The organism is Bradyrhizobium sp., assembly GCF_036735945.1.
Lineage (GTDB): Bacteria > Pseudomonadota > Alphaproteobacteria > Rhizobiales > Xanthobacteraceae > Bradyrhizobium.
This window is the reverse complement of sequence record NZ_DAINNI010000004.1, coordinates 55,366-79,917: the sequence shown is the minus strand read 5'-3', so window position 1 is coordinate 79,917 and position 24,552 is coordinate 55,366. Positions and strand designations below refer to the sequence as shown.

Genomic DNA, 24,552 nt, shown 5'->3' with positions numbered 1-24,552 from the left:
GGGTGCTCAGTTCCGAGACAGGAGTTTCATCGTGACCGGACCGTTGCATGGCTTGCGTGTCGTCGAGATGGGCGGAATTGGCCCGGCGCCGTTTGCCGGCGCGCTGCTCGGTGACCTCGGCGCCGACGTGCTGCGCATCGATCGCATCCCGAGACCGGGAAGCGAACCGGACCTTCCGCCGCGATTCGATTTTTACAATCGCAACAAGCGCTCGGTCGCACTCGATCTGAAGCAGCCGCAGGCGGTCGCGACCGTGCTCGACCTGGTGGCGAAGGCGGACGCGCTGATCGAAGGGTTTCGACCGACCGTGATGGAACGGCTGGGGCTCGGTCCCGAAGTCTGCGCTGCGGTCAACGCGCGTCTCGTCTACGCGCGCATGACGGGCTGGGGGCAGGCCGGGCCGATGGCGCAGGAGGCGGGGCACGACATCAACTATCTCGCGTTGACCGGCGCGCTGCACTGTCTCGGTGAAGACGGCCGCCCACCACCGCCGCCACTCAACCTCGTTGCCGATCTTGGCGGCGGCGCGCTCTATCTGGTGGTCGGACTGCTTGCGGCGGCGATGGAAGCGCGCCAATCGGGGCGTGGGCAGACGATCGACGTCGCCATGATTGATGGCGTGACGCATTTGATGTCGGCGTTCCAGGCGTTCCGTCAGCAGGGAACCTGGACAGCGCGGCGTGCCGACAACATCGTCGATGGAGGAGCGCCGTTCTACCGAAGCTACGCGACCAGCGACGGGCGGTTCGTCGCGGTCGGCGCAATCGAACCGCATTTCTACTCCAATCTCCTTCGAGTGATGGGCATTGGGGAAGATAAAGACCTGCCTGACCAGAACGACCGCTCGGCATGGCCGGAGATGCGCGAGCGTTTCGCAAGAATTTTCGCGACTCGGACACGCGACGATTGGGTCGCGGCCGCAGCCGGGCACGACGCTTGCCTTGCAGCCGTACTGACGATCGACGAAGCGCCGGAACATCCGCAGATGAAGGCCCGGGACGTCTACGTCGCCTTCGACGGCGTCCGCCATCCGAGTCCCGCACCGCGTTTCTCCCGCACGGCGTCTCAGCTTCATCGGCCGACGCCTGCGCCCGGCAGTGACTCCCGGCAGTCGCTGGTGGATTGGGGGATTTTGCCGGACCAGGTCGATGCGCTCGAAGCGGCCGGCGCCCTGGCGCAGGCGTAGCGGAATTTGCTTCGCCAGAGGCAGCAGTTCGATGGTTCTGCCGCGCCCACTAGCGCAGCAGCTCCCGGGCAATCACGACGCGCTGGATCTGATTCGTTCCCTCGAAGATCTGCGTCAACTTGGCATCGCGCATCATGCGTTCGACGGGATAGTCCATGGTGTAGCCATAGCCCCCGAAAATCTGGACGGCATCGGTGGTGACCTTCATCGCCATATCACTGCCGATGCACTTGGCCATGCTGGCGAGGACATTCAGGCGCTTCCAGTCAGCGGCATCGCCCGCGCGGGCGCATTCGTAGACCAGTGCGCGCGCGGCTTCGATCTGCATCGCCATGTCGGCAAGCATGAACTGTACGCCCTGGAACTCGGCGATCGCCTTCTTGAACTGCCTTCTTTCCTTCGCATACGCGATACAGGCGTCGAGCGCGCCCTGAGCAAGTCCGACGGACTGTGCGCCGATCGTCGGACGGTTGAGGTCGAGCGCGCGCATGGATGCGCGAAATCCCTTGCCTTCCTCGCCGACGAGATTTTCGAGCGGAATTCGCACGTTGTCGAAGAAAATGGGCGTATTGGGAGCGCCGCGAAAACCCATCTTTCGCTCGTGACGTCCGAACGAAACCCCGGGCAGTTTTTTCGGCTCGACAATGAAGGCGCTGATTCCGTCCGCGCCTTCGCCGTCGCTCGTCCGCGCCATCACCACGATGTAGTCGGCGACTACCCCATAGCTGCACCACTGCTTGCGGCCATTGAGGACGTAGGAATCGCCGTCTCTGCGGGCGCGGGTGTTGATCGCCGCGACATCGGAACCCGCCTGCGGCTCGGAAATTGCGATGGCGGTGACCACACCGCCGCGAGCGATGATCGGCAGATACTTCTGTCGCTGCGCTTCCGAGCCGAAATGAAGCAGCGGCATGATGAACATGGTGTTGAGTGCGGCGATCGACGCGCAAGCGGGTGAAATCTTCGAGATTTCTTCGCGCGCGATGCAGGCCATGGTGAGATTGCCGTTCGGACCGCCATAGCGCTCAGGTACCCAAAGCTGCATCAGTCCCATTTCGCCGAACAGCTTCACCAACTCGGTTGGAAAGCGATCGGTTTCGTCGATTTCGGCGGCGATCGGTGCAACGTGCTTTGCGGCCATCCTCCGGACACTGTCGCGGAACGCGATCTGCTCCTCCGTAAAACTCATGGGGCCTCGAACAATTTTGTGCCGGAAGCCCTCGAAAGGGGCTTCCATTGAATGGGTGATCCATTTAATAGTCCATCCCATGAGCACCAAGTCAAGCCCCCGCGCGAGTTCTCGGCAACGGAACGCGTCCTCCGGCAGGCGCGAGCGTCCCGTCGACCATCGGACGTTGACCGGTCCTGCGCCGGCCCCCAGGTTTCGGCCGATCCACACCAGGCGCGCGTTCGAGGAAATCTGCGAACGCATTCGCGAACAGCTGGCGCTCGGCGTCCTCAAGCCTGGCGATAAATTGCCCCCCGAGCGCGATCTCGCTCAGCAACTTGGCGTTAGCCGAAACGTGCTGCGGGAAGCGCTACGCAGCCTCGAGATGGCCGGGGTGTTGCGGTTGATGAAGGGTGTCAAGGGCGGAGCCTTCATCCAGGAAGGCGACACCAGCCGCATGAACGATGTGATGCGGGACATGCTGAGCCTGGGGACGATTTCGATCCGGGAGCTGTCGGAGGCGCGTGTCTACGTACTCGACCTCGTCGTCAGGCTCGCCTGTAGCAATGCACGGCAGGCCGATCTGGATGCGCTCGAAGGCAATATCAAGCGAACGGAACTTGCAACGAAGGAGGGGCGGCTGCTCGACCGCGTCGAGTGTTCGCGCGAGTTCTACAGGCTGCTTGCCAATTCGACGGGCAACAAGGTCATTGCGATGATCATGGATTCCGTGACCGAAATTCACATGCGCTTTGTCTATGCGAAAGTCGCGTCCAGCGGCGTAGCGATGAGCAGGCTGGCGGAGCGGCGGCGCCAGCTTGTCTCGGCAATAGCGGAGAAGAACGCCACGCTGGCGTGCCGGTTGATGCGCGCGCATCTGGAGGCCGTGCAGCGGATGCTGGAGCAGGATCCAGGGGCCATGTCGCTTCATGTCGCGTTGGCGGAGGTCCGGCCGGGTATGCGCCCGTAGAACGCGTCAAATCAAGTTCGAACTAAAGGAGCCAGGGAGGTAAGCGTGTCTCAATATGCCAAATATGAGTGTCTGCGAGTTGAAGTGGCCGACAAGGTCGCGACGGTCGCGTTGAGCCGGCCGCAGGCGCGAAACGCGATCAATCAAAAGCTGATCCGCGAGTTACGGACGATCTGGGACGACCTGGGGGATGATCCCGCCGTAAATGTCGTGGTGCTGACAGGCTCTGGTGACTTCTTCAGCGTCGGAGGGGACGTCAAGGCGATGTCGGAGCGTCCCGGCGGCGACGTGCTCGAGGAGGGCGAGGTCCATGATCCCATGATCAGCCGACGTGCCGTCACCCGGCAGCTCGAACTCGACAAGCCGATCATCGCAGCCATTAACGGCGACGCCATCGGGCTCGCCGCGACCCACGCGCTGCTCTGCGACATCACTGTCATGGCCGAGGATGCACGCATCGGCGACACGCATGTCTCGCGCGTCGGCTTGGTTGCCGGGGACGGCGGGACAGTGATCTGGCCGCTGCTCGTTGGCATCAACAAGGCCAAGGAATTTCTGATCCGCGGTACCTTGCTCAAGGGCGGGGAAGCCGAGCGGATCGGGCTGGTCAATCATGTTGTCCCGCGCGCCGAAGTTCTGGGCAAGGCCCGAGAGATTGCAATCGAGCTGGCGAACGGTCCGACCTGGGCGATCCGCTGGACCAAGCTGTCGATCAATCAGATCGTGAAGGATCGCGTCAACATGTTGCTCGAAGCCTCGATGGCGCTCGAACAGGTCACGTTCGAGACGGCAGACCACAAGGAAGCAACGATATCGTTCAAGGAGAAGCGGAAGCCGAAGTTCGGCCAAGCCTGAGAACATCGCGATGGCTGCGCCGGAGACCGAGGACCTGGACGTCAGCGTCATGCTTCGCGACTCCGTTCGCGGGCTTCTCGATGCGCATTGGCGCGCTTCGGATGTAGGCGGTGCCGAATCCGATGCGGAAATTACCGCACTGTGGAACAGTCTGGTCGATCAGGGAATCGCGGTCCTCGGCGCAGATGCAGAGCAGGGTGGCCTGCGCGAAATCCTGGCCGTGATGGAGGAGCTTGGCCGCGCCGCGTGTCCGGCGCCGATGTGGTCTGCAGCGCTCGCAAATCTCGTATTCACGAACGCATCCTCCGACTTCGCGCGGCAAATGAGCGAGGCGCTGCACGATGGTACGGCGCGCATTGCCTTCTCGTTCGGTGCGCTGGACCCGGACCCCGGCGTTGGCTCGATCGAGCTTCGCGGGCAGGAGGCGAGCGGTTCGCTCCGCTTCGTCGAAGCGGCGGGCGGCGCGACGCACCTGCTGGTACCGGTAAGCGAGTCGCAATTTGCCCTCGTCGACCTGGGGGGAGGCGGCGTCGTTCGCACGCCGACGCGCGCGATGGGCACGTGGGGCGCTTGTGAACTGGTGCTGGACAAGGCCCCGGCAGAATCGATTCGGCTCGACGACGTCAGCATGGAAGAGTTGCAGACGATCGGCAGGACGACGCTGCTGGCGCGGGCTCATGGCGCCGCGTGTCGCGCCTTCGAGCTGGCCGTGTCCTATGCCAAGGATCGGCAGCAATTCGGACAGCCCATCGGCAAGTTTCAGGCGATCCAGCACAAGCTTGCCAATTGTTTCATCGATCTGGAAGGTGTGCGTCTCATTCTTGGTCATGCAGCGAGATTGTACGACGACAGGCATGAGGAGTGGTCATACTTCGCAAATTGCGCCATGGCTTTTGCGGGATCCGCGCTCCGGCGCTGTTCGCTGGAGACCCAGCATACGTTCGGCGCGATTGGCTATGCCGAGGAGCACGAAGCGCCGCTTCACTTCAAGCGCGTGCATCTCGATACGATCGCGCTTGGCGGCGCGGCATTTGCCAAGCGAAGGCTGGCCTCGAGATTGTTCGACGACGGCGGCGTCGGGTTGCCGCCGTACGATCTGGGCGCGGCCGGCAACGAGCTGCGCAAAGACGTCAAGGAATGGCTCGTCCAGCACTGGTCCGGAGATAGGAAATCCCGGTTCGACGAAAAGCCATTCCACGAACGGGAGTTCGACGTCGAATTCGCTCTCGATATTGGCAAGACCGGATGGATCGGCCTGGGTTGGCCGCAGCAATTCGGGGGGCAGGCGCGCACGCCGCTGGAACAGATCGCGTTCATGGAGACGATGGAACAGTACGAAGCTCCACGCATCGGCGCCTCGATACAATCCAACGCTCTCATGATGTTCGGTACGCTCGAGCAACAGGCCAGGTACCTGCCGGAAATCCTTCGCGGCGAGGCCATGCACGGCATGGGCTATAGCGAACCACAGGCAGGGTCCGACCTCGCAGCGCTCAGCACCAGTGCGGTTCAAGACGGCGCCCATTGGGTTATCAACGGTCAGAAGATCTGGACCACGACCTGGTGGGGCAAGTACATGTTCCTCGCCGCGCGAACGGACAAGAACGCCAAGCTGCCTCATGCGGGCATCAGCATGTTCATCGTTCCGATGAACTCGCCGGGGATCACCGTCCAGCCTGCAGCCACCATGTACGATGGCACGTTCGCCAACATCTTTTACGACAAGGTGCGTATTCCGCTGGAGAACCTCGTTGGCCGGGTCAATGAGGGCTGGAAAGTCCTGACCGGGGCGCTCGCTTTCGAGCGTGGATTGGTCGGTGGTGGCATTGTGCTGAAAGTCGCGCACGCGTTTGAACAATTGCGCCGGCACTTGATTGCCAATCCGGATCTTTCCCGCGATCCGGTCATCCGCGACAGGATGGCGGGCTTCGCCAGCGAAATTGAGATTGGCCGGCAACTGATGATGCACTGTGCCGATCTGGCTTCTGACGGGATCACGCCGCCTGAATACGGTGCGATCAGCAAGGTATTTTCCAGCGAACTAATGGAGCGTTTCGGCGAAGCCGCCCTTGATATGCTCGGGATGCGAGCCGCGTTGTCCGAGCAGATGCCGGGCGCGATCGATAACGGCCGGTTCGAACAGAACCTTCGCCATTCGCTGATGTGGGTCATCAGCATCGGAACCAATGAAATTCAGCGGAGCCTCATTGCGCAGCGCGCGCTGGGGCTACCGCGATAGGAGTAAGCCGTGCAGGAGAACTCATCCAAACCGCTCGAAGGCCTCCGCGTGCTGGACTTTACGATCATGATCGCGGGGCCATATTGCGCGCGCCTGTTGGCGGATGTCGGCGCGGAAGTGATCAAGATCGAACCCCCTGAGGGTGAGGAGATGCGCCTGCGGGCACCGGTGCGGGAAGGCCAGAGTGCCTATTTCGGCCAACTCAATGCCGGCAAGAAGAGCCTTGCACTCGATCTCAAATCGCCTGAGGCGATCAGGCTCGTGCATCGCATGGTCGAAAGTACCGACGTTCTGGTCGAAAATTTCAGGCCGGGTGTCATGGAGCGGCTGGGCCTCGGTTATGAAGCGCTCCGCCGGATCAACCCTCGTTTGGTCTATTGCTCGATATCCGGCTATGGCCAGACCGGTTCACAGGCCGAGCGTGCAGCCTATGCGATGATCGTCCACGCCGAGAGCGGATTCGATCTCGCACTGGCGCGGTATGCCGGCGATCGGGACCGGCCCGCGGCGGGAGCGGTGTTCGTCGCCGACATCCTCGGCGGCATATTCGGCTTCTCGGCAATTCAGACCGCGCTGGTGCAGAGAGCGCGCACAGGCGAGGGGCAACGTATCGACGTTGCGCTGATGGACTGCATGCTGAATCTTTTGGTCTATGAACTGCAGGAGGCGCAGTTCTCCAGGCCGATGCCGCGTCCGACCTACGGTCCGGTGCGCGTCAAGGATGGGGATATTCTGATCGCCCCGGTTTCAGCGCGCAACTTCGAGGCCCTGCGCGACCTGACCAAACTGCCAGAGCTCGTATCAGACTCGCGCTTCAAATCGGTGTCTTCACGCGGCACAAACTGGGCTGCGATGATGGCGATTATAGAACAGTGGACGATGCAGCATACCGCTGATGAGTGCCTTGCCGCACTGGACAAAGCGGGCATTCCGAGCGCCCGCTTTCGCCACCCGTCCGAAGCCCTGGATGATGCGAATCTAGCCGATCGAGGCGCATTCGCGCCGATTGCCGACAGCGCGGGGGAATTCAAGGGCGTCAATGCGCCGTGGCGGATGTCGGGCGCGGATACGAGGATCGGGCATGAGATTCCGGCCATCGGAGGCCATCGTGACCATGTCCTCGCGCGCGTCCTCAGAATGTCCCCGAACGAAATCGCGGATGTTGTCGCATCGGGTGCGTTTGGGAGTTCAAGGCCGCGTTAGCGGGACGAGGCCAAATAAAGACAACAAAGAAAATAAATTCCAGGGAGTGACGACGTGATGCGTGCTTGTTTCAGGGTTCTTGCATTCGGACTGACATTGCTCACGGGTCCGGCGCTGGCAGATAATTATCCATCGCGGCCGATCCGGCTGATCGTCCCATATCCGGCAGGCGGATCGACCGACATCATGGCCCGGGCCCTGCAGGATCCCATGGCAAAAATTCTCGGGCAACCCATCATTATCGACAACCGGGGTGGTGCGGCGGGCACGACCGGCGCCAATGAGGCCGCGCGCGCCGATGCGGACGGCTACACCTTGTTGTTTGCGAACAACGGACCGATTTCGATTGCGCCACTGCTCCAGAAGGGAGTCGATTTCGATCCACTGAAGAGCTTTGTGCCCGTCTCCCTGGTCTCCAAGGCGCCGCTGGTGCTGGTGGCGAGCGAAAAGGTGCCGGCGAGCGATGTGGCCGGCCTGATCGCTCATGCCAAATCCCAAAGCAAGCCGATGCTGTATGCGACTGCCGGACCCGGTTCGCTGGGCCATCTGAGCACGGAGCGCTTCCTGAACCAGGCAGGTTTGCAGATGGTGCATGTCCCATATCGTGGTCAGGCGCCGACGACGCTCGCGATCTTTGCCGGTGAGGTCGACGTTCTGCTCACTACGACGTCCGATACGCTGAACGAGCATATCCGTTCCGGAAAGGTGAAGCTGCTTGGCGTCTCGTCGCCGGGAGCCTCGCCGGTTGCGCCGGGAGCGGCGCCGATCGGCAATGCCCTGAACGGATACGCGGTGGAAACCTGGTTCGGAATACTGGCTCCGGCCGGCACGCCGCCCGAAATCGTCGAAAAGCTGAATGCGGCGTTGAAATCGACACTGTCGACGCCGCAGATTCGCGATCGTTTCCTTAGCTACGGCGTGGAAGCGAGCTCGAGTACATCAGCCGAATTGACCGCCATCATTGCGGCGGAAATCCCCGCATGGCGCAAGGTGATTCAGGAACGCAGCGTCAAGGTGGAATAGCGTCGCTATTCGAGCGTGATCTTGCGTCCTTCCACCTTCGCCCATTTTTTTCGGGACGGATGGTGGCGGCGAACTCTTCGGGCGCGGTCCCGTGACAATCGGCCGATCAGGGCCATTCGCCGAGTCTGGTCACCTGCCGTGGAATTGCGGTCGGCGCTTGGCAACGAAGGCGGCGATTCCTTCCTGCGCATCTTGTGTGTTGCTGGCGGCAACAATGGAGTCCTTCTCAGCGGCGAGTTGGTCAGACAAGCCGGTTTCGAAGGACTGTCTCAGCATGCGGCGCACGGCGCCATAGGCAAGCGTAGGACCTGAGGCCAGTTTGGCGGCGAGCCCGGCTGCCTCAGTCTCGACGGCATCATCAGGCGCGAGGCGCGAGACCAATCCGAACGCAAGAGCTTCTTGCGCCGTGAGGCGGCGGTTGAGCAGGAAGAGTTCTTGCGCGCGCCGCATCCCGACCATTCGGGGCAGGAACCAAGTATTGCCGCCATCGGCCGTCAGGCCCAGCGCGCCATAACCTAGCGCGAACCGTGCATCGTCGGCTGCCACGACGATGTCGGCAACGTAGAGCAGCCCCAATCCGCCGCCACCGGCGCCGCCGCGTACCGCGGCGATCACGGGTGCATCGATGCTGGTAAACCGGTCAATCGCAAGGTGATAGCTGTCGATCATGCGGCGCAGCCGGCTCGGCAGTCGCTCGCGCGCTGTTCCCGCGAACAGGCCAAGGTCGCCTCCGACCGTGAAGTTCGGCCCGTTGGCGGCGATCAGGACGGCGCGGACGTCCGACCGCTCGGCAATCTGGGTCGCGGCTTCGGCAAGATCGTCGGCCATATCCGCGTCGATCGCGTTGCCCTTGTCGGGGCGATTTAGCCGCAACGTCGCGACATGGTTTTCGATATCGAGCAGCACGGTTCGAAGTGGACCGGCTGCGTCATGCCAGCGTGCGGTGTCGGTATATTGCTCCAGCCACTTGATGCGTCCCTGGTCGATTGCGATCAGGTGGGCAAAGGCGGCATCCAGCACGGCGCCGCCTTGCTTACCTCGCCCGCGATAACGGCCCTTCACCAGCAGGCGCCCGTCTTTGAGGTCGAGGAATTCTTCCGGCTCGGCAAGCGCCTCGAAATGACGGGAGATCGCGCCCCAGCCGTTGCGGCGCATCGCGGCAGGGCCGTCGTGATCGCCGCCGATGCCAAACGGCATCCCCTCGGCGGTGCGACCGGTGAATTCCGGGTGCAGCAATACGTCGAGTTGCGCACGGTCGCCGGCAGCAAGCGCAGCGTACAGAGCGCGTGCGAGATCAGCAGGGGCGTGGCTTTCCATCCAAAACTCCCTTCAAACCCGTTGTTATCGACGGTGCAGGCCGGCGGGTAGTGCGTGCTTGGGAAAATCCGCTTGAAGCCGCCAAATGTCGGTGTTATTCTTAGAACGGTCAGTCGGATTATTTTTAGCCCAAGCCGCAGGGATCCGCAAGAGAGCCCGGGACGGCCACGAAGAATGCAAGGGAGATGCAGCGATGAACGTCGTGCCGCGTGCGTCGCAATGGGGTGAATTGATCCGGCCGGACCGGGTTCACGGTTCGCTCTACAGCGACCCCGCGATCTTCGAAGCCGAATTGCAGAACATCTGGTACCGCACTTGGGTTTATGTCGGGCACGAAAGCGAGGTGCCCAACACCAACGATTACGTCGTCAAGTCGATCGGCCCGCAATCGGTCATCATGACCCGCGACGAGCAGGGCAAGGTCAACCTCCTGCTCAATCGCTGTTCGCATCGCGGCAATCAGGTCTGCTCATACGACAAGGGCAACGCACGCTCCTTCACGTGTCCGTTCCATTCCTGGACCTTTGCCAATGACGGTCGCCTCGTCGGCTACGCGTTCCCGGACGGCTATGAGGGTCAGGACAAGTCGAAACTGGCGCTCGGCCGCGTGACGCGGGTGCAATCCTATCGCGGCTTCGTGTTCGGCTCCTTTGCCGCCGACGGGCCGACGCTGGAAGAGCATCTCGGCGGGGCGGCCGAGACCATCGACCGGCTGGTGCGCTTCTCGCCGGAAGGCGAAGTCGAGGTTACTGCCGGCTTCCTCAAGCATCGCGTCAAGGCGAACTGGAAGTTCATCCTGGAGAACGAATGCGACGGCTATCACCCGGCATTCGTGCATTCCTCGATCTTTGGCGTTGCCGACAGCGCGATCGGAAAGCTCTATGGCGGCGCTTCGACCGCGGTGACGCGCGACTATGGCAACGGCCATACCGAGATCGATCTGCGGCCGGAGTTTCGCAAGCGCGACGCGCCGATGAGCTGGTTCGGCACCACGGAAGCGCGCCTGCCTGATTACACCGCGCGCATGAAGGCCGCCTATGGCGACCAGACCGCACGCGAGATCATGATCGACGGCTCGCCGCATGTGATGATCTTTCCGAACCTGTTCATCGCCGAAATCCAGATGTTCGTGATCCAGCCGCTCGCGGTCGACGACAGCGTGCAGCACGTCACGGCGCTGCAGTTCAAGGGCGCGCCCGACATGAACCGCCGCCTGCGCCAGCAGACCATGGGCTCGGTCGGCCCGGCGGGCTTGTTGCTTGCTGACGATTCCGAAATGTACGAGCGCTGCCATCGTGGTGTACTGGCGCGCAGCCCCGAATGGATCTATCTCGGACGCGGCGAAAATCGGCAGCGACACGACGACCTCGGCTTCACAATCGGCCACGTCACCGACGAGGTCCCGTCGCGCGGCATCTGGAGCCACTACCGCCGCCTGATGGAGGCGGCGTGATGTTGTCGCGCGAAAGCGGCGCCACGCTGATGAGTGCCGTCACGGCCTTTATCTACAGGGAAGCGCGGCTGCAAGACGAGCACGCCTATGAGGCCTGGGAGGCGCTCTGGACCGACGACGGCGTCTATTGGGTGCCGGCCAATGGCGATAGCATCGATCCCGAAAAGGAAATGTCGATCATTTACGACAACCGCTCGCGGATTTCGCTGCGGATCAAGCAGCTTTTGACCGGCAAGCGTCATACCCAGACGCCGCAGTCGCGGTTGCGACGGCTGGTCTCCAACATCGAACTCATGGACGAGCAGCCGGGCGGCGACATCTCGGTCGCCAGCAACAGCCTTGTATTCGAATCGAGCCTGCGCGACGACACGATCTGGGCCGCCCGCAACGAGTATCGCCTGCGCCATGTCGATGGCGAGTTGCGGATGGCCTACAAGAAGGTGACGTTGGTCAACAACGAGAAGGCGCTCTTTACGCTCTCGTTCCTTATCTAGCCGATCAAGGCGGAAAGCTTGCGATGATTGACAAGGGTCCCGTTCTGCTCGACATCGTCGATGGCATCGCGCATTTGCGCCTGAATCGGCCGGACGCTGCGAACGGCATGAGCGCCGAACTGCTGAGTGCGCTGTGCGACGCCATCATGGTTTGCCACGGCCATGCTGATTTGCGCGTGCTCTTGCTGACCGGTGAGGGGACGAATTTCTGCGCGGGCGGTGACGTACGTGCGTTCGCTTCCAAGGGCGAGAAGCTGCCTGATTACATCAGGCAGGCCACGGCCTATCTGCAGAATGCGGTGACAGGGCTGTTGCGGCTGGAAGCGCCCGTGATCACGTCGGTGCAGGGCTTTGCCGCCGGTGGCGGCGGCTTCGGTCTCGTCTGCGCGTCCGACATCGTCATCGCCGGCGAATCCGCAAAATTCCTGGCGGGCGCAACCCGGGTTGCCATGGCACCGGATGCGGGCGTCTCGGTCACCCTGTCGCGACTGGTCGGCCTGCGCCGAGCGATGTCGATCCTGCTGACCAACCCGGTGATATCCGCGCCTGAGGCGCTGGATATGGGCATCGTCACCAAGGTGGTGCCGGATGCCGAACTGGCCGACGCATCGCTTGCGATGGCGCGCGAACTGGCGGCCGGTGCACCCAAGGCGCTCGCAGCGACCAAGCGGCTGGTGTGGGCCGGAACCGGTACCAGCATCGAGCAATGCCTTTCAGAGGAAGCACGCACCGTATCCGAACTGTCAGGGATGGCGGACGCGCGGGAAGGACTCGCCGCCGTGATCGAGCGGCGCAAGCCTGTCTTTACGGGGCGCTAGGAGGTGGCGGCTGTCGCCACGCGCGGGTTTGGGCGGCTGGACGGCCGCCGCGCCTTCGTCTCGGGCGGCGCGAAAGGCATTGGCGCGGCGATCGTGCGCAGCTTTGCGGGCGCTGGTGCGCAGGTCGTCATCGGTGATCTCGATCTGTCGACGGCTGCAAGTCTAGCTGGCCAGGTTAATGCGACGGCGGTGCTTCTTGATGTCGGCGATACCAGCATGGTGCAGACGGTCATTTCGCAGCACGGACCTTTCGATATCATCGTCAACAATGCCGGCGTCGACCAGCATGCATTCTTTACCGAAACGACGCCGGAGGATTGGGCAAGACTGCTCGCGGTCAATCTGGTTTCGACCCTTGCCTGCACCCAGGCGGCATTGCCGTCGATGCAGGCGGCCGGGTTCGGGCGCATCATCAACATCACCTCGGAAGCCGCGCGGTTGGGTTCCAAGGGTGGCGCCGTCTATTCCGCGGCCAAGGGCGGCGTGATCGCCTTCACCAAGAGCATCGCGCGTGAGAACGCGCGCTTCGGCATTACAGCCAACGCCATCGCGCCGGGGCCGATCCGGACGCCGATGCTGGAAGCGGCGGTAGCACAGGGCGGCGACAAGATCTTGCGCGCGATGACCGATGCCACCCTGCTGCGCCGGCTCGGCGAACCCGAAGAGATTGCCGCGGCCGTATTGTTTCTGGCTTCCGATCAGGCGGCCTATATCACCGGCGAAACGATCGGCGTGTCGGGTGGCATGGGAATTGGCGGCTGACATGGCGCGTGCGGGCGACGACATCGCGACGGCGCCGATCGATCTTGCGATCGCGCGCATTCGCGCGGTCTACAGCGGCTGGAACCGCGATACCACTGTGGGCCAGATGCGCAGCGATTGGGATGCGGCCTTTGGCGGCACGACCGTACCCGTGACGTGCGAACGGGTTTCGGCCGGCGGCGTCGACGGGGAGTGGATATCGCCGGCCGATCCGCGGCCGGACAAGGCCGTACTTTATTTCCACGGCGGCGGCTTTCGCATCGGTTCGGTGTCCTCGCACCGCGACCTGATCGCGCGGATCGCGCTTGCCGCCGGCTGCCGCGTGCTTGCGGTCAACTATCGCCTGGCGCCGGAACATCGCTTTCCGGCTGCGCTGGACGATGCGCTTGCCGCCTATGACTCGATGCTGCGTCAAGGACTGACCTCCACCAATATCGCCCTTGCCGGAGATTCCGCCGGAGGCAACCTCGCGCTTGCCGCGATGCTGGCCTTGCGTGAACGCGGTCTTCCGTTGCCTGTGGCAGCCGCGCTGATGTCGCCTTGGACCGATCTGGCGGCAGTCGGTGCGAGTTACGTCAACCGCGCCGATGCGGATCCGATCCACCAGCGCCCGATGATCCGGGCATTGGCCAACAATTATCTGGGCGAGCAGGGCGATCCGAGACAGCCGCTGGCGTCACCACTCTATGCCGATCTCGGGGGATTGCCGCCGTTACTGATTCAGGTCGGCGACCGTGAAACCGTGCGGGATGATTCCGTGATGCTGGCCGACAAGGCGCGCGCCGCCGGTGTCGAGGTCGATCTCCAGGTCTGGGACGGCATGATCCACGTCTTTCAGATGTTCACAGAGATTCCCGAGGCGCATCAAGCCATCGCATCAATCGCCGGATTTCTCTTCCGGCATCTCCATCTCAAGGCCGGGAGGACATCGCCATGAACGTCAGGCCCGAAAATCCGCACAGTCAGTCCGACGGCGAATTCCACTTCTCGGAGCAGCCGCAGCTTTCCGAGGAACTGCGGATGCTGCGCGAGCAGGTCCGCCGCTTTGTCGAGAAGGAGGTGGTGCCGCATGGCGAGCAGTGGGAGCGCGATGGCAAGATCCCGCGCGAGATATACCACCGCATGGGCGCCCTCGGTTTCCTCGGCATGCGCCATGAAGCCGAGTATGGCGGCACGGACATGGGTCCGCTGGCGTCGATGGTGTGGGCCGAAGAGCTCGGAAGGTCGACATTCGGCGGTTTCACCTCGTCGGTTCTGGTGCACACCGATATGTCGGCGGTTCATATCACTTTGCGCGGCACGTCAGAGCAAAAGCGGAAATATCTTCCGGCGATCATCCGAGGCGAGACGATCTGCTCGATTGCGGTGACCGAGCCCGATGCAGGTTCCGACGTCGCCGGCCTCAAGACGCGCGCCCGCCGCGACGGCGATTCCTGGGTGATCAACGGCTCGAAGATGTTCATCACCAACGCCGTCTATGGCGACATCCTGATCGTCGCCGCGCGCACCGATCCCACCGCCAAGGGCAGCCGCGGTATCTCGCTGTTCATCATCGAGCGGACGACGCCGGGTATCTCCGTAACGAAGCTCGACAAGCATGGCTGGCTCTGCTCGGACACCGCCGAGATCGCTTTCCAGGACGTCCGCATCCCCGCCGAAAACCTGCTGGGCGAGGAGAACCGCGGCTTTTACGGCATTATGGAAACCTTCGAGAACGAGCGGATCTGCATCGGCGGCATCTGTGCCGGCGAGTCCGCCAAGGCGATCGAACTGACTACCAATTATGTAAAGAGCCGGCAGGCGTTTGGCGGGCCGTTGTGGCATCAGCAGGCGGTGCGGCTGAAGCTCGCTCTGCTCGCAACCAAGGCCGAGGCCGCCCGGGCGCTCGCCTACCATGCGGCAGAGTTGGTGGAAGCCGGGAAGCCGTGCCCCCGCGAAGTCTCGATGGTAAAGGCGCTGTCGCCGGAGGTGCTGCACGAGGTCGTGCACGGCTGCCTGCAGCTGCATGGCGGCACCGGTTTCATGCGCGGCACGCCGATCGAGCGAATGGTGCGTGATGCCAGGGTGCTGACTATCGGCGGCGGCGCCACCGAGGTGATGCTCGAAGAAGTTGCGAAGAGGATGTGAGGGCTGACCGGCACGCGATGTGCCGGCCAGTACCTTGCAAGTCGCTCAGTTCACCGGTTTGAAGCTCAATGTCGAGAAGTCCGACTGCATGATCTGCAGTTTCTGGTTCGAGAAGCGGACGCCAGGGCCGAAGCTGATCGGCGCCATGATGCCGGTCTCGACGTTCCTGGTCTTTTCCAGCTCCGCGATGGTGCAGGCCCAGGTCGGCTGCTTGCCGCAGCGCTCGATGGCGGAGATCAGCACCTTGGCAGCGGCATAACCGGTCATCGAGTAGCGGTTGATTCCCTTCATTTCCGCTTCCGGAATCAGCCCCTTGGCCTTCTCGAGGAACGCCTTGCCGGCCGGCCCCGCAAACGGCTCGACATAGTCGACCGCGTAGATGCCGTTGCCGGCCGGTCCCATCAGCTTCAGAACCGGCTCCACCCGTCCGGGCCAGAAGATGCCGACCACCGGCTTTATGTTGAGCTTTTCCAGTTCCTTCATCATCGCGATGTTCTCGCCGATGATACCGCCGGCCAGAAACACCTCGGCGCCGGACTCCTTCAGCTGCAGCATGTCGGACGAGAAATCCTGCTGGCCTTTCTTGTAGTTGCCGCTGTAGACCACGTTGAGCTTCTTGGCCTTAACCACCGTATCGAAACCGTCGCGCACGGTGATGCCGTAGTCGTCGTCCTGCGTGATCAGGCCCCATTTCTTGCCGGGATTCTTGTCGGCGAGATAGTTGACCAGGTGAATGATACCTTCCTCGTAGGATTGTCCGACGACAAAGACGTTCTTGCGTGGCGGCTCCCATAGGAACTTGACCGGTGCCACGTCAATGACGGTGGGGATGCCGGCCTTTTCCAGCACCGGCATCACGGCGATGGACTGCCCCGAGCCGGAGATTCCGAGCATGGCAAATGCCTTGTCGACGTCGATCACCTTCTTGACGCCTTGAATGGTCCGGGCGGTGACATAGCCATCGTCTTCGAGGACGTATTTTATCTTGCGGCCGTTGATACCACCGGCAGCGTTAGCTTCCGCGATCGCGATCTTGTGGCCGATGGAGGCGGCGACGCCGAGCAAGGCCGGGGGGCCGGTCAAGGGTTCGACATCGCCGATTATGATTTCGGTGTCAGTGATGCCCTGGTCGGCCGCAAGCGCGGGGCCGGTCGAAAGATACGCGCCTGCGAGCAGCATCGATGCCGTCGCCAGATACTTCATCATCGTGTCCTCCTCCTGTTTTGTTTTCTGGTTAGTAACGAAGCGGCCAGTTCACCCACATTCGCCTGACGTCGTGCCAGGCGCCAACCAGTCCGCGCGGCTGGAAGCGCAGGAACAGGATGATGACGAGGCCGTAAAGCATGCTTTTGAGCTCCTGCGCGCCGGTCGTGAACGTGGCGTCCATCTGCGCGCTGAACAGGCTGAAAACCAGCCGCGTCGCTTCCGGCAGCACCACGATCAGGATGGTGCCAAGCACGGCGCCGAGCGCCGAACCGAGCCCGCCGACGATCAGGATCGCCAGTGCCTCGATCGAGAGCAGGAACGGGAAGCCTTCGACGCTGACGAACGACAAATAGATTCCGTACAGCGCGCCCGACAAGCCCGTGATGAAGGCCGAGGTCACGAAGGCGAACAGCTTGTAGGCATGCAGGTTGATGCCCATGACGCGGGCGGCGGTGTCGTTGTCGCGGATCGCGACAAAGGCGCGGCCGACGCGGCTGCGGCGGATGTTGAGCGTGGCGAAAAGCGTCAGGATGGCAAAGCCGAGGCAGAGATAGGTGAAGGCCGCGTCGCCGTCGAAGCTGATCCCGAAAAGCTCCGGGCGCTGAACGGCAATGCCGCGGGCGCCGTTGGTCAGCCAGCGTGCTTCCAGGATCACGGTGTTGATGATGAAGGAGAACGCCAGGGTGGTGATGGCGAGATACAGGCCCTTCAGCCGCAGCGACGGTGCACCGACGATGAGGCTGGCGAGCGCCGGCACCACGCCGGCACCAAGGAAGCCGACCAGCGGGTGCATCTGATATTTGGAAACCAGGATAGCGTAAGCATAGGCGCCGGTGACGAGAAAGCCGACATGACCCAGCGAGATGAGGCCGGTATAGCCGGTCAGAATGTTCAGTCCGAGCGCGCCGACCACCGTGATCAGGATGATGATCAGGAACGACAATACGTAGGAGTTCAGCACAAAGGGCGCGACGATCAGCGCGGCGACTAGGACCGCCGCCCACAGCCATACCGGCGGAGAATCCACCAGCGTGACGAGTTCGCCGTAGGTCTGTTTGAAATCGCCGGTGCGCATCGCCCTAAACCCTCTCGATGTCGCGTTCGCCGAAGAGACCGAACGGGCGGATCATCAGCACCACGATGATCATCGCAAAGCCCGCGACCTCCTTCATGCCGGAGCCGACATAACCGCCGGCGAGATTTTCGGTGATGCCGATCAGAAGCCCGCCAACGCCCGAGCCAAGGACGGCGTCGAGCCCGCCAAGGATCGTGGCCGGAAACGCCTTCAGTCCAAGCTGGAACATCGCAGGCGAAAGATCATAGGAAAGCGCAAAGAAAACGCCGCCGATGCCGGCAATGACGGACGAGGCTGCCCAGGCCAGCGCGTGGACTTTCGTGGCGCTGATGCCCATGAGAAGGGCAGTTCGGTCGTCAGCGGCGACGGCGCGCATGGCGACGCCGATCTTGCTGTAGCGGAAGAACGCCCATATCGCGGCGAGCAGTACGAGAAGCGTGGCGATGACAGCGATCTGCCCGGTGCGCACGCCGATCGTCCCGATGCGGACGATAGTGCGGCCGAAGCCGACATCGAGACCATGGGGATAGGCGTCCCAGATGAAATTGATCGACGAGCGCAGGATCACGGCCAGACCAATGGTGACCATTACGGTGGCGAATACCGGCTCGCCCAGCATCGGGCGCATCACCACGCGTTCGATCACGAGGCCAAGGATGACGGCGGCCACGATGGCGCTGAGCGCAACGACGAAGACGTTGCCGCTGACTGTGGTCGAGATAGTCCAGGCGATATAGGCCGTGATCATCGTCATCTCGCCCTGCGCGAAATTGACGAGGCCGGTAGATTTGTAGATCACCGCAAAGCCCATCGCGATCAGGCCGTAAATGGCGCCGATCGCAAGGCCCGAGATCATCAACTGGGTGAAATACTGCATCAGCCCTCCGCCTGGTAGATGATGGCGAGTTCGCGCGCGAATTTCTTCTCGATCAGGGCGCGCCGCACCTTCTGGGTGGCAGTCAGTTCACCATCGTCGTGATCGAGTTCTTTCTCAAGGATGGCAAAGCGGCGGATGTTCTCGACGCGTGCGAAGCGCTTGTTGGTCTCGCTGACGATGCGCTCGACCAGTTCGTGCACTTCATCCAGTTGCGAAAGCGATTTGTAGTTGGTGTAGGGCAGGGCCTTGTCGCGCGCCCAGCGGCCGACATTGTCGAAATCGACCTGGATGATGGCGCCGAGATATTTCCTGGCCTCGCCGACCACAATCGCTTCCTTGATGAATTCAGAGTCCTTGAGCGCATTCTCGATCTCGGAGGGCGCGATGTTCTTGCCGCCGGCTGTGATGATGATCGCCTTCTTGCGATCGACCACCGTGATCTCACCATTGTCCATGACCTCGACGATATCGCCGGTGCGCAGCCAGCCGCCGGGTTCCAGCGTCGCGCTCGAGGCCTTCTCGTCGAGGAAGTAACCCTTGAAGACGCCGGGGTTGCGCAGCAGGATTTCGCCGTCACTGTCGAGCTTCCATTCGGTATGGAGCAGAGGCAGGCCGCAGCCGCCGAGCCGGTGGTGGCTGCCGGTCTGGATGAAGGCGACGCCGCCGCTTTCGGTCAGCCCATAGCCTTGCGACACCGGACGGCCGACGATGTCGAAGAAGCGCAGCGTCTCCGGTGAAATTGAAGCGCCCGCGCACAGGCGATGACGGCTGCGGGCAAAGCCGAGATGGCGCTGAATATTGCGGAACAGCATTACGTACAGCAGGGCATATGCGAACTGGTCGTGCCATTGGGTATTCCCGTCCTGACGGCGGTCCGACAGCTTGCGGCCCCAGGCCATGCAGGCCTTGGCGAAGCGCTGGCGCAGCGCGCCGCTTTCGCCGAGCCGGAACAGGAACCCCTGCTGCAGTTTTTCGTAGATGCGGGGCACGCCGACGAAGAAGGTCGGCGCGATCTCGCGGATGTTGATGGCGACGGTGTCGATCGATTCGGCAAAGCTGACGGCGCCGCCGAGAACGAGATGTGTCACCTCGCCATAGCAGCGCTCGGCGACGTGGCACAGCGGCAGGTAGCTGACAGCCTCGAACGGTTTGTCTGATATCCCGACCGCTTCGGCGTAAATATATGCGGCGTAGACCAGATTTCGATGCGTCAGCATCGCGCCCTTGGGCGGACCGGTCGTGCCCGAGGTGTAGACCAGGATCGAGACGTCGTCGGGCGAGGCCTGCGAAATCAGGCGATCGAGGGTCGCATTGGCGTCGGGGTTTTCGGCGGCATAGCTCTTGCCGAGCTGGCAGAGCTTGTCGAACGACATCGGTTGCGACTCTCGATACTGGCGCAGACCCTTCATGTCGACGCAGACGATGGCTTCGAGCGCGGGCAGGCCGTCATTGTTGGCCAGTGCGTCCAGCACCTTGTCGGTCTGCTCCTGGTCGCCTGTGACGACGACACGCGCGCCGGAGTGGCGGACAATGTACTGCAGCTCGACCCAGGGATTGGTCGGGTAGATGCCGACCGCCACCGCGCCGATCATCTGGATGCCGAGATCGGCGTAAAACCATTCCGGCGTGTTCTCGCCGGCAATGGCGACGCGATCGCCGGGTTTGAGGCCGAGCGAGAGCAGGCCAAGTGCTACCGAGCGCGCGGTCTCGTAGTAGTGGCGCCAGGAATAGGGATTCCAGATGCCGTACTCTTTTTCGCGTAGCGCAAGCGCATCGCCGTGCATGGCCGCGCGCTGGCGCAGCAATTGGGGGATGGTGATCGCGGCGGCCTTCAGCGCGGTTTGCAGCGAATCGGCGTCGGTCGCGGACGAAGCCCGGGCCGGACTCGACTGGATCGGCGGATGCTCGGTCCGGAATGCATCGATGGCCGACATCACGCCCCCACCCGTGCCGCTTCCGCGCGGTGGCCGCCGAGATAGGCTTCCGTCACCGCCGGATCGCGGCGCACCTCGGCAGGCGTGCCTTCGGCGATCTTGCGGCCGAAATTTAGGACATGAACGCGGTCGGAGATATCCATCACGATCCGCATCTCGTGCTCGATCATCAGCACGGTGATACCGAGCTCCTCGCGGATATCGAGCACAAAGCGGGCGATATCTTCGGTTTCCTCCTGGTTCATGCCCGACACCATTTCATCGAGCAGCAGCAGTTTCGGTTCGCACGCGAGTGCTCGCCCCAGTTCCACGCGCTTCTGCTGGCCGTAGGAGAGCGTGCCGACCACGGAATCGCGGATGTGCTCGATTTCGAGGAACTCGATGATGTGCTCGACCCGCCGCCGTGCCTCGATCTCCTCGCGCCGGGTGCGGCCAAGGAAGATCACGGCATCGAGGACGTTGGAGCGCAGATGGGCATGCCGGCCGGTCAGGATGTTCTCGACCACGGTGCCATGCTTGAATAGCGCCAGATTTTGAAACGTTCGGGCGATCCCGATGGCGGCAAAGCGCGACGGCGAGACGGCCGCTAGGTCGGTACCGTCAAATTCAATACGTCCACCGCTCGGCCGCAGCACGCCAGATATCATGTTGAACAGCGTGGTCTTGCCGGCGCCATTAGGGCCGATTACGCTGCAGATTTCACCCTGCGCAACCGCAAGGCTGACATCGGTGACGGCTTGAAGGCCGCCAAATCGCTTGCTGAGGTTCTCGACCGTGAGGAGCGCGGTCACGACAGCCACCGTTTGCGCCGCTTGTAGTGCTTGACGTCGCGAAGGCTCTTGCGTCCCGTATTGGAGACGCCGAGATAGAACTCCTGCACGTCCTCGTTGGCGGCGAGTTTCTTCGCGGTGCCGTCGAGGACCACGCGACCTGTCTCCAGGATGTAGCCGTAGTCGGCGATGTCGAGAGCGCGCTGCGCGTTCTGTTCAACCAGCAAGACCGTCATCTTCATTTCGTCGCGCAGCCTGGCGATTACTTCATAGATGCGATCGATGATCAGCGGGGCGAGGCCAAGGGACGGTTCGTCGAGTGCCAGCAGCACTGGGTCGGTCATCAGGGCGCGGCCGATCGCCAGCATCTGCTGCTCGCCGCCGGACATGTATCCCGCGATCTGGTCGCGGCGCTCGAATAGTCGGGGGAACAGCGCGAACACCTTGTCACGGCGATCGCGGGCTTCTGCCGCCGTCTTGGTGTAGCCGCCCATCTGCAGATTTTCGTCGATGGTTAGCGCCGGAAATACGCGGCGGCCCTCCGGCACCTGGACGATGCCACGCCGCACCAACTCGTCAGGCGCCAGACGATGCACGTCCTCGTTCCGAAAGCGTATCGTGCCGTTCTCGATCACGCCTTCCTCGGTGTAGAGAATGCCCGACATCGCCTTGAGCAGCGTGGATTTGCCGGCGCCGTTGGAGCCGAGCAGGGCGACGATGCCGCCCTCGGGTACAGCAATCGAGACGTCACGGATGGCCTCGATGGCATTGTCATAGACGACGCGCATGTTACGGAATTCGAGCAAGCAATCCGGCGCGGGCATCGCGTGTGGTGCGGCGGATGATTTCCGGGTCCGGATCGTCGTCGGCATCGCGCTCAGACCCGGCTTGCCTGCGGCACGGGTGGCCGTGCGGCAAGAATGGCATCGGTCACGATTTTCGCTGTCTCGGCGCAGGCCTGCGTGCCGCCATTGCCATATTGCTTGACGGCGTCGCCGACACACCAAAGACCCTCGATTCCGGTCTCGCGCGGCAGATCGTACCCAGCGCAGCTGCGTTGCGCCGGCCAATCATCACGCATCACGCGGATGGAGAGGATTTTGGCTTGGTCGAAGTTGCTGAATTGTTCGCGGAGGTCCGTGAGCGCGAGCGCGACCTCGGCATCAGAGTCGAATTCGCCAAGTGCCGGGACCGGGACGGCATAGGCTACGTAAAGATGCCAGCCAGGCGGCGCGAGCTCGGGGCAGGTCGCCGAGAGGTTCGCCATGTTGCAGAGCCGGCGCGTCCTGCCGAATGTCACGATGCCCGGGTGGTCCACCAGTGGCTCTCGGCTCGCGACGTTGATGACGATGTTGGCGGCCGGACGGAGATCGTTCCTGACCTTTGCCGCATAATCGGCCGGGAAAGCGGTTTCGCCGGCGAGCGCGACCGTCGCCTTCGGCCCGGCATTGCTGACGACGAGATCGGTGTCTATCCGCATGGGCTTACCGTCCCGTAGCAGGGTCACGCCGCTCACGCGCCCGTTTGCCGCGTGGATTTCGGTGGCCGGCGTGCCGAGCCAGACCTCGCCATTGCGCCTTACCGCGGTCGCGAGGCTGTTCCAGACACCGATCGTCCCTTCCGGACAGAAGCCGAACTTCTTGAAGGCTCCCTTGCTGGTGAAATAGGTCAGGAAAGCGCGGGCAGGCAACTCGGCCGCGTTGCATGCGAAGATCGCTGCGCAGAGATTTCGGAAGAGCGCATGAACGGTGGCGTTGCTGGTGTAGCCCTTCAGCCAGTCCTCGGTTGACTGCCGGCCGTCGGGCAGGTTGCCTGAGCGTGCGTCGGCGAATTTCTCCAGGATTCGCGAGGCCTGCTTGGTCAGTTGTCCAAGCAGGAGCGACCAGCCACCACGGCCGACGTCGATCAACCTGCCGTCGATAAAGAAGGAGCTCGCGGGCTCGGGTGTGCGGATGTAGAGCGGCACACCGACGGTGTGGAACGTCTCCTCGAACACGCCGCCGAATTCGATCGCGATCGCGCCGATATTGACCTTGAAGCCGTCGATCTCCTCGGTAGATGCGCGGCCGCCCAGCCGGTCGTGGTCGTCGACAAGGACTGTGTAAAGCCCGGCGTGGGCCAGCCGCGCCGCGGCGCATAGCCCGCCGGCGCCAGCTCCAATTACGACAGCATCGACCTTCCGACTGTTCACGAACAACCTCCCTCGATGCCGCCAGGTTGGTCCCGCGTGCGCGATCTGCTTGCCAGTTGAGTGGAGGATATTATAATCCGACCGGCCGTTCAAATTATTTTTTGATCCAGATCAAATTTGGACGGTCGGCTCGAATGGTTCCGGTGGAAGGCGTGCACGCGAGCGGCGCGTCGCGCACGCGCCGGTAGTATAGAGAGTCGAACGTCGCCGGATCCGGCGACGGCGCATCGCATGAGAGGCACGGTATGGCGCGGACGCGCTCAGAGAATTATGACGAGATTCAGCGGGGAATTCTGTCGGCGGCGTGCGGCCTGTTCGCCAAACAAGGCTACATGCGCGCATCGATCGCCGACCTTGCGGAAGCCTGCAAGCTCTCGCGCGGCGCGCTTTATCACTACTTCGCTTCCAAGGAAGCCATTCTGTTCGCTATCCTCGACCAGCATGTGCGGCAGATGATCGCGGACGTGGAAGCAGCCATTGCAGTGCATTCCTCGACGCTCGACCAATTCCGCGCGGCGATCCGTGCCATTGTCGATCTCAATGCGCGTTCGCCGCAGGAACAGCGCCTGATCCTCAACGACCTGACTTTCCTCGGTGAAGACGACCAGCAGACGATCAAATCGCTCGAGCGGCGGATCGTCGATCTGATTACTGGCCTCATTCTTCAGCTGGACAACAAGGGAAAGATCGTCAAGCGAACAAAGAAGATCTATACGATGATGCTGTTCGGTACGCTCAACTTCAGCCACACTTGGTACGATCCCAAGGGTGGAATAGGGCCTTCCGAATTTGCAGACATGGTTGTCGATCAGTTCCTGCACGGTATCGCGAGCCCTGTGGCGTCAAGACACCTTGCGACCGGCGCATCCTCACGAACCTGAACC

23 protein-coding genes and 1 pseudogene are annotated in these 24,552 nt (G+C 62.5%); 15 read left to right on the top strand and 9 right to left on the bottom strand.

Features of this window, described 5'->3' with window-relative positions; translation table 11 throughout:
* The first annotated feature begins 28 nt into the window (after window positions 1–28).
* The gene (locus V7E26_RS02795; protein ID WP_442893346.1) at window positions 29–1,186 is read left to right on the top strand and encodes a CaiB/BaiF CoA transferase family protein; all 1,158 of its coding nucleotides are present in this window, start codon (window positions 29–31) and stop codon (window positions 1,184–1,186) included.
* 49 nt (window positions 1,187–1,235) lie between these two features.
* On the opposite strand, the gene V7E26_RS02790 is transcribed toward V7E26_RS02795, so the two are convergent.
* Window positions 1,236–2,618: an acyl-CoA dehydrogenase family protein gene (locus V7E26_RS02790; protein WP_324413246.1), complete on the bottom strand. Its 1,383-nt coding sequence runs from the start codon at window positions 2,616–2,618 to the stop codon at window positions 1,236–1,238.
* Here V7E26_RS02790 and V7E26_RS29990 point away from each other — a divergent pair.
* The 6 genes and pseudogenes from V7E26_RS29990 to V7E26_RS02765 form a co-directional block, all read left to right on the top strand.
* A pseudogene (locus V7E26_RS29990) lies at window positions 2,542–2,709 on the top strand (FadR/GntR family transcriptional regulator); the annotation flags it as partial. The gene V7E26_RS02790 and the pseudogene V7E26_RS29990 sit on opposite strands and share 77 nt — an antisense overlap.
* A gap of 30 nt (window positions 2,710–2,739) precedes the next feature.
* Window positions 2,740–3,324, top strand: a complete 585-nt coding sequence (locus V7E26_RS02785; protein ID WP_324413244.1) for a FadR/GntR family transcriptional regulator — start codon at window positions 2,740–2,742, stop codon at window positions 3,322–3,324.
* Window positions 3,325–3,369: 45 nt separating this feature from the next.
* Window positions 3,370–4,179, top strand: coding sequence for an enoyl-CoA hydratase/isomerase family protein (locus tag V7E26_RS02780; protein WP_324413241.1), 810 nt, complete (start codon window positions 3,370–3,372; stop codon window positions 4,177–4,179).
* A 10-nt stretch (window positions 4,180–4,189) separates the two neighbouring features.
* Window positions 4,190–6,418, top strand: coding sequence for an acyl-CoA dehydrogenase (locus V7E26_RS02775; RefSeq protein WP_324413239.1), 2,229 nt, complete (start codon window positions 4,190–4,192; stop codon window positions 6,416–6,418).
* Window positions 6,419–6,427: 9 nt separating this feature from the next.
* Entirely contained in the window at window positions 6,428–7,621 is a 1,194-nt protein-coding gene (locus V7E26_RS02770) for a CaiB/BaiF CoA transferase family protein (RefSeq protein ID WP_324413237.1), read from the top strand.
* Window positions 7,622–7,678: 57 nt separating this feature from the next.
* Complete coding sequence (locus tag V7E26_RS02765; RefSeq protein ID WP_324413366.1) at window positions 7,679–8,644, top strand: Bug family tripartite tricarboxylate transporter substrate binding protein; 966 nt, start codon at window positions 7,679–7,681, stop codon at window positions 8,642–8,644.
* Window positions 8,645–8,773: 129 nt separating this feature from the next.
* Here V7E26_RS02765 and V7E26_RS02760 read toward each other — a convergent pair whose 3' ends face one another.
* Window positions 8,774–9,550 (bottom strand): enoyl-CoA hydratase/isomerase family protein, encoded by a 777-nt coding sequence (locus tag V7E26_RS02760; protein WP_324413235.1) that lies wholly within the window; start codon window positions 9,548–9,550, stop codon window positions 8,774–8,776.
* On the opposite strand from V7E26_RS02760, the gene V7E26_RS02755 reads away from it, so the two are divergent.
* From V7E26_RS02755 to V7E26_RS02725, 7 genes are all read left to right on the top strand, one after another.
* A complete protein-coding gene (locus V7E26_RS02755; RefSeq protein WP_324413233.1) occupies window positions 9,527–10,012 on the top strand; it encodes a hypothetical protein in 486 nt (161 codons plus the stop codon). The genes V7E26_RS02760 and V7E26_RS02755 overlap by 24 nt on opposite strands.
* Before the next feature lie 142 nt (window positions 10,013–10,154).
* Entirely contained in the window at window positions 10,155–11,414 is a 1,260-nt protein-coding gene (locus V7E26_RS02750) for an aromatic ring-hydroxylating oxygenase subunit alpha (protein WP_324413231.1), read from the top strand.
* The gene (locus V7E26_RS02745; RefSeq protein ID WP_324413228.1) at window positions 11,414–11,908 is read left to right on the top strand and encodes an aromatic-ring-hydroxylating dioxygenase subunit beta; all 495 of its coding nucleotides are present in this window, start codon (window positions 11,414–11,416) and stop codon (window positions 11,906–11,908) included. Before V7E26_RS02750 ends, V7E26_RS02745 begins: the two co-directional genes overlap by 1 nt.
* A 23-nt stretch (window positions 11,909–11,931) precedes the next feature.
* A complete protein-coding gene (locus V7E26_RS02740; protein WP_324413226.1) occupies window positions 11,932–12,726 on the top strand; it encodes an enoyl-CoA hydratase/isomerase family protein in 795 nt (264 codons plus the stop codon).
* Between the two features lie 3 nt (window positions 12,727–12,729).
* On the top strand, window positions 12,730–13,488 hold the full coding sequence (locus V7E26_RS02735; protein ID WP_324413224.1) for an SDR family NAD(P)-dependent oxidoreductase: 759 nt from the start codon (window positions 12,730–12,732) through the stop codon (window positions 13,486–13,488).
* Window position 13,489: 1 nt separating this feature from the next.
* On the top strand, window positions 13,490–14,425 hold the full coding sequence (locus V7E26_RS02730) for an alpha/beta hydrolase (RefSeq protein ID WP_324413222.1): 936 nt from the start codon (window positions 13,490–13,492) through the stop codon (window positions 14,423–14,425).
* Window positions 14,422–15,615 carry an acyl-CoA dehydrogenase family protein gene (locus V7E26_RS02725; protein WP_324413220.1) on the top strand — a complete coding sequence of 398 codons (1,194 nt, stop codon included), beginning with the start codon at window positions 14,422–14,424 and terminating at the stop codon, window positions 15,613–15,615. Before V7E26_RS02730 ends, V7E26_RS02725 begins: the two co-directional genes overlap by 4 nt.
* 45 nt (window positions 15,616–15,660) lie before the next feature.
* Here the strand turns inward: V7E26_RS02725 and V7E26_RS02720 are convergent, their stop codons facing one another.
* The 7 genes from V7E26_RS02720 to V7E26_RS02690 form a co-directional block, all read right to left on the bottom strand.
* Window positions 15,661–16,821, bottom strand: a complete 1,161-nt coding sequence (locus tag V7E26_RS02720; RefSeq protein ID WP_324413218.1) for an ABC transporter substrate-binding protein — start codon at window positions 16,819–16,821, stop codon at window positions 15,661–15,663.
* A gap of 28 nt (window positions 16,822–16,849) precedes the next feature.
* Entirely contained in the window at window positions 16,850–17,896 is a 1,047-nt protein-coding gene (locus V7E26_RS02715) for a branched-chain amino acid ABC transporter permease (RefSeq protein ID WP_324413216.1), read from the bottom strand.
* Window positions 17,897–17,900: 4 nt separating this feature from the next.
* Window positions 17,901–18,773: a branched-chain amino acid ABC transporter permease gene (locus V7E26_RS02710; protein WP_324413214.1), complete on the bottom strand. Its 873-nt coding sequence runs from the start codon at window positions 18,771–18,773 to the stop codon at window positions 17,901–17,903.
* The gene (locus tag V7E26_RS02705; protein WP_324413212.1) at window positions 18,773–20,707 is read right to left on the bottom strand and encodes an AMP-dependent synthetase/ligase; all 1,935 of its coding nucleotides are present in this window, start codon (window positions 20,705–20,707) and stop codon (window positions 18,773–18,775) included. Before V7E26_RS02705 ends, V7E26_RS02710 begins: the two co-directional genes overlap by 1 nt.
* Window positions 20,707–21,498, bottom strand: a complete 792-nt coding sequence (locus V7E26_RS02700) for an ABC transporter ATP-binding protein (protein WP_324413210.1) — start codon at window positions 21,496–21,498, stop codon at window positions 20,707–20,709. The genes V7E26_RS02705 and V7E26_RS02700 overlap by 1 nt, the downstream gene beginning before the upstream one ends.
* Window positions 21,495–22,265 (bottom strand): ABC transporter ATP-binding protein, encoded by a 771-nt coding sequence (locus tag V7E26_RS02695; RefSeq protein WP_324413208.1) that lies wholly within the window; start codon window positions 22,263–22,265, stop codon window positions 21,495–21,497. The genes V7E26_RS02700 and V7E26_RS02695 overlap by 4 nt, the downstream gene beginning before the upstream one ends.
* An 89-nt stretch (window positions 22,266–22,354) precedes the next feature.
* On the bottom strand, window positions 22,355–23,761 hold the full coding sequence (locus V7E26_RS02690) for a phytoene desaturase family protein (protein ID WP_324413206.1): 1,407 nt from the start codon (window positions 23,759–23,761) through the stop codon (window positions 22,355–22,357).
* A 152-nt stretch (window positions 23,762–23,913) separates the two neighbouring features.
* On the opposite strand from V7E26_RS02690, the gene V7E26_RS02685 reads away from it, so the two are divergent.
* Window positions 23,914–24,549, top strand: a complete 636-nt coding sequence (locus V7E26_RS02685) for a TetR/AcrR family transcriptional regulator (RefSeq protein ID WP_324413204.1) — start codon at window positions 23,914–23,916, stop codon at window positions 24,547–24,549.
* Window positions 24,550–24,552: the final 3 nt, after the last annotated feature.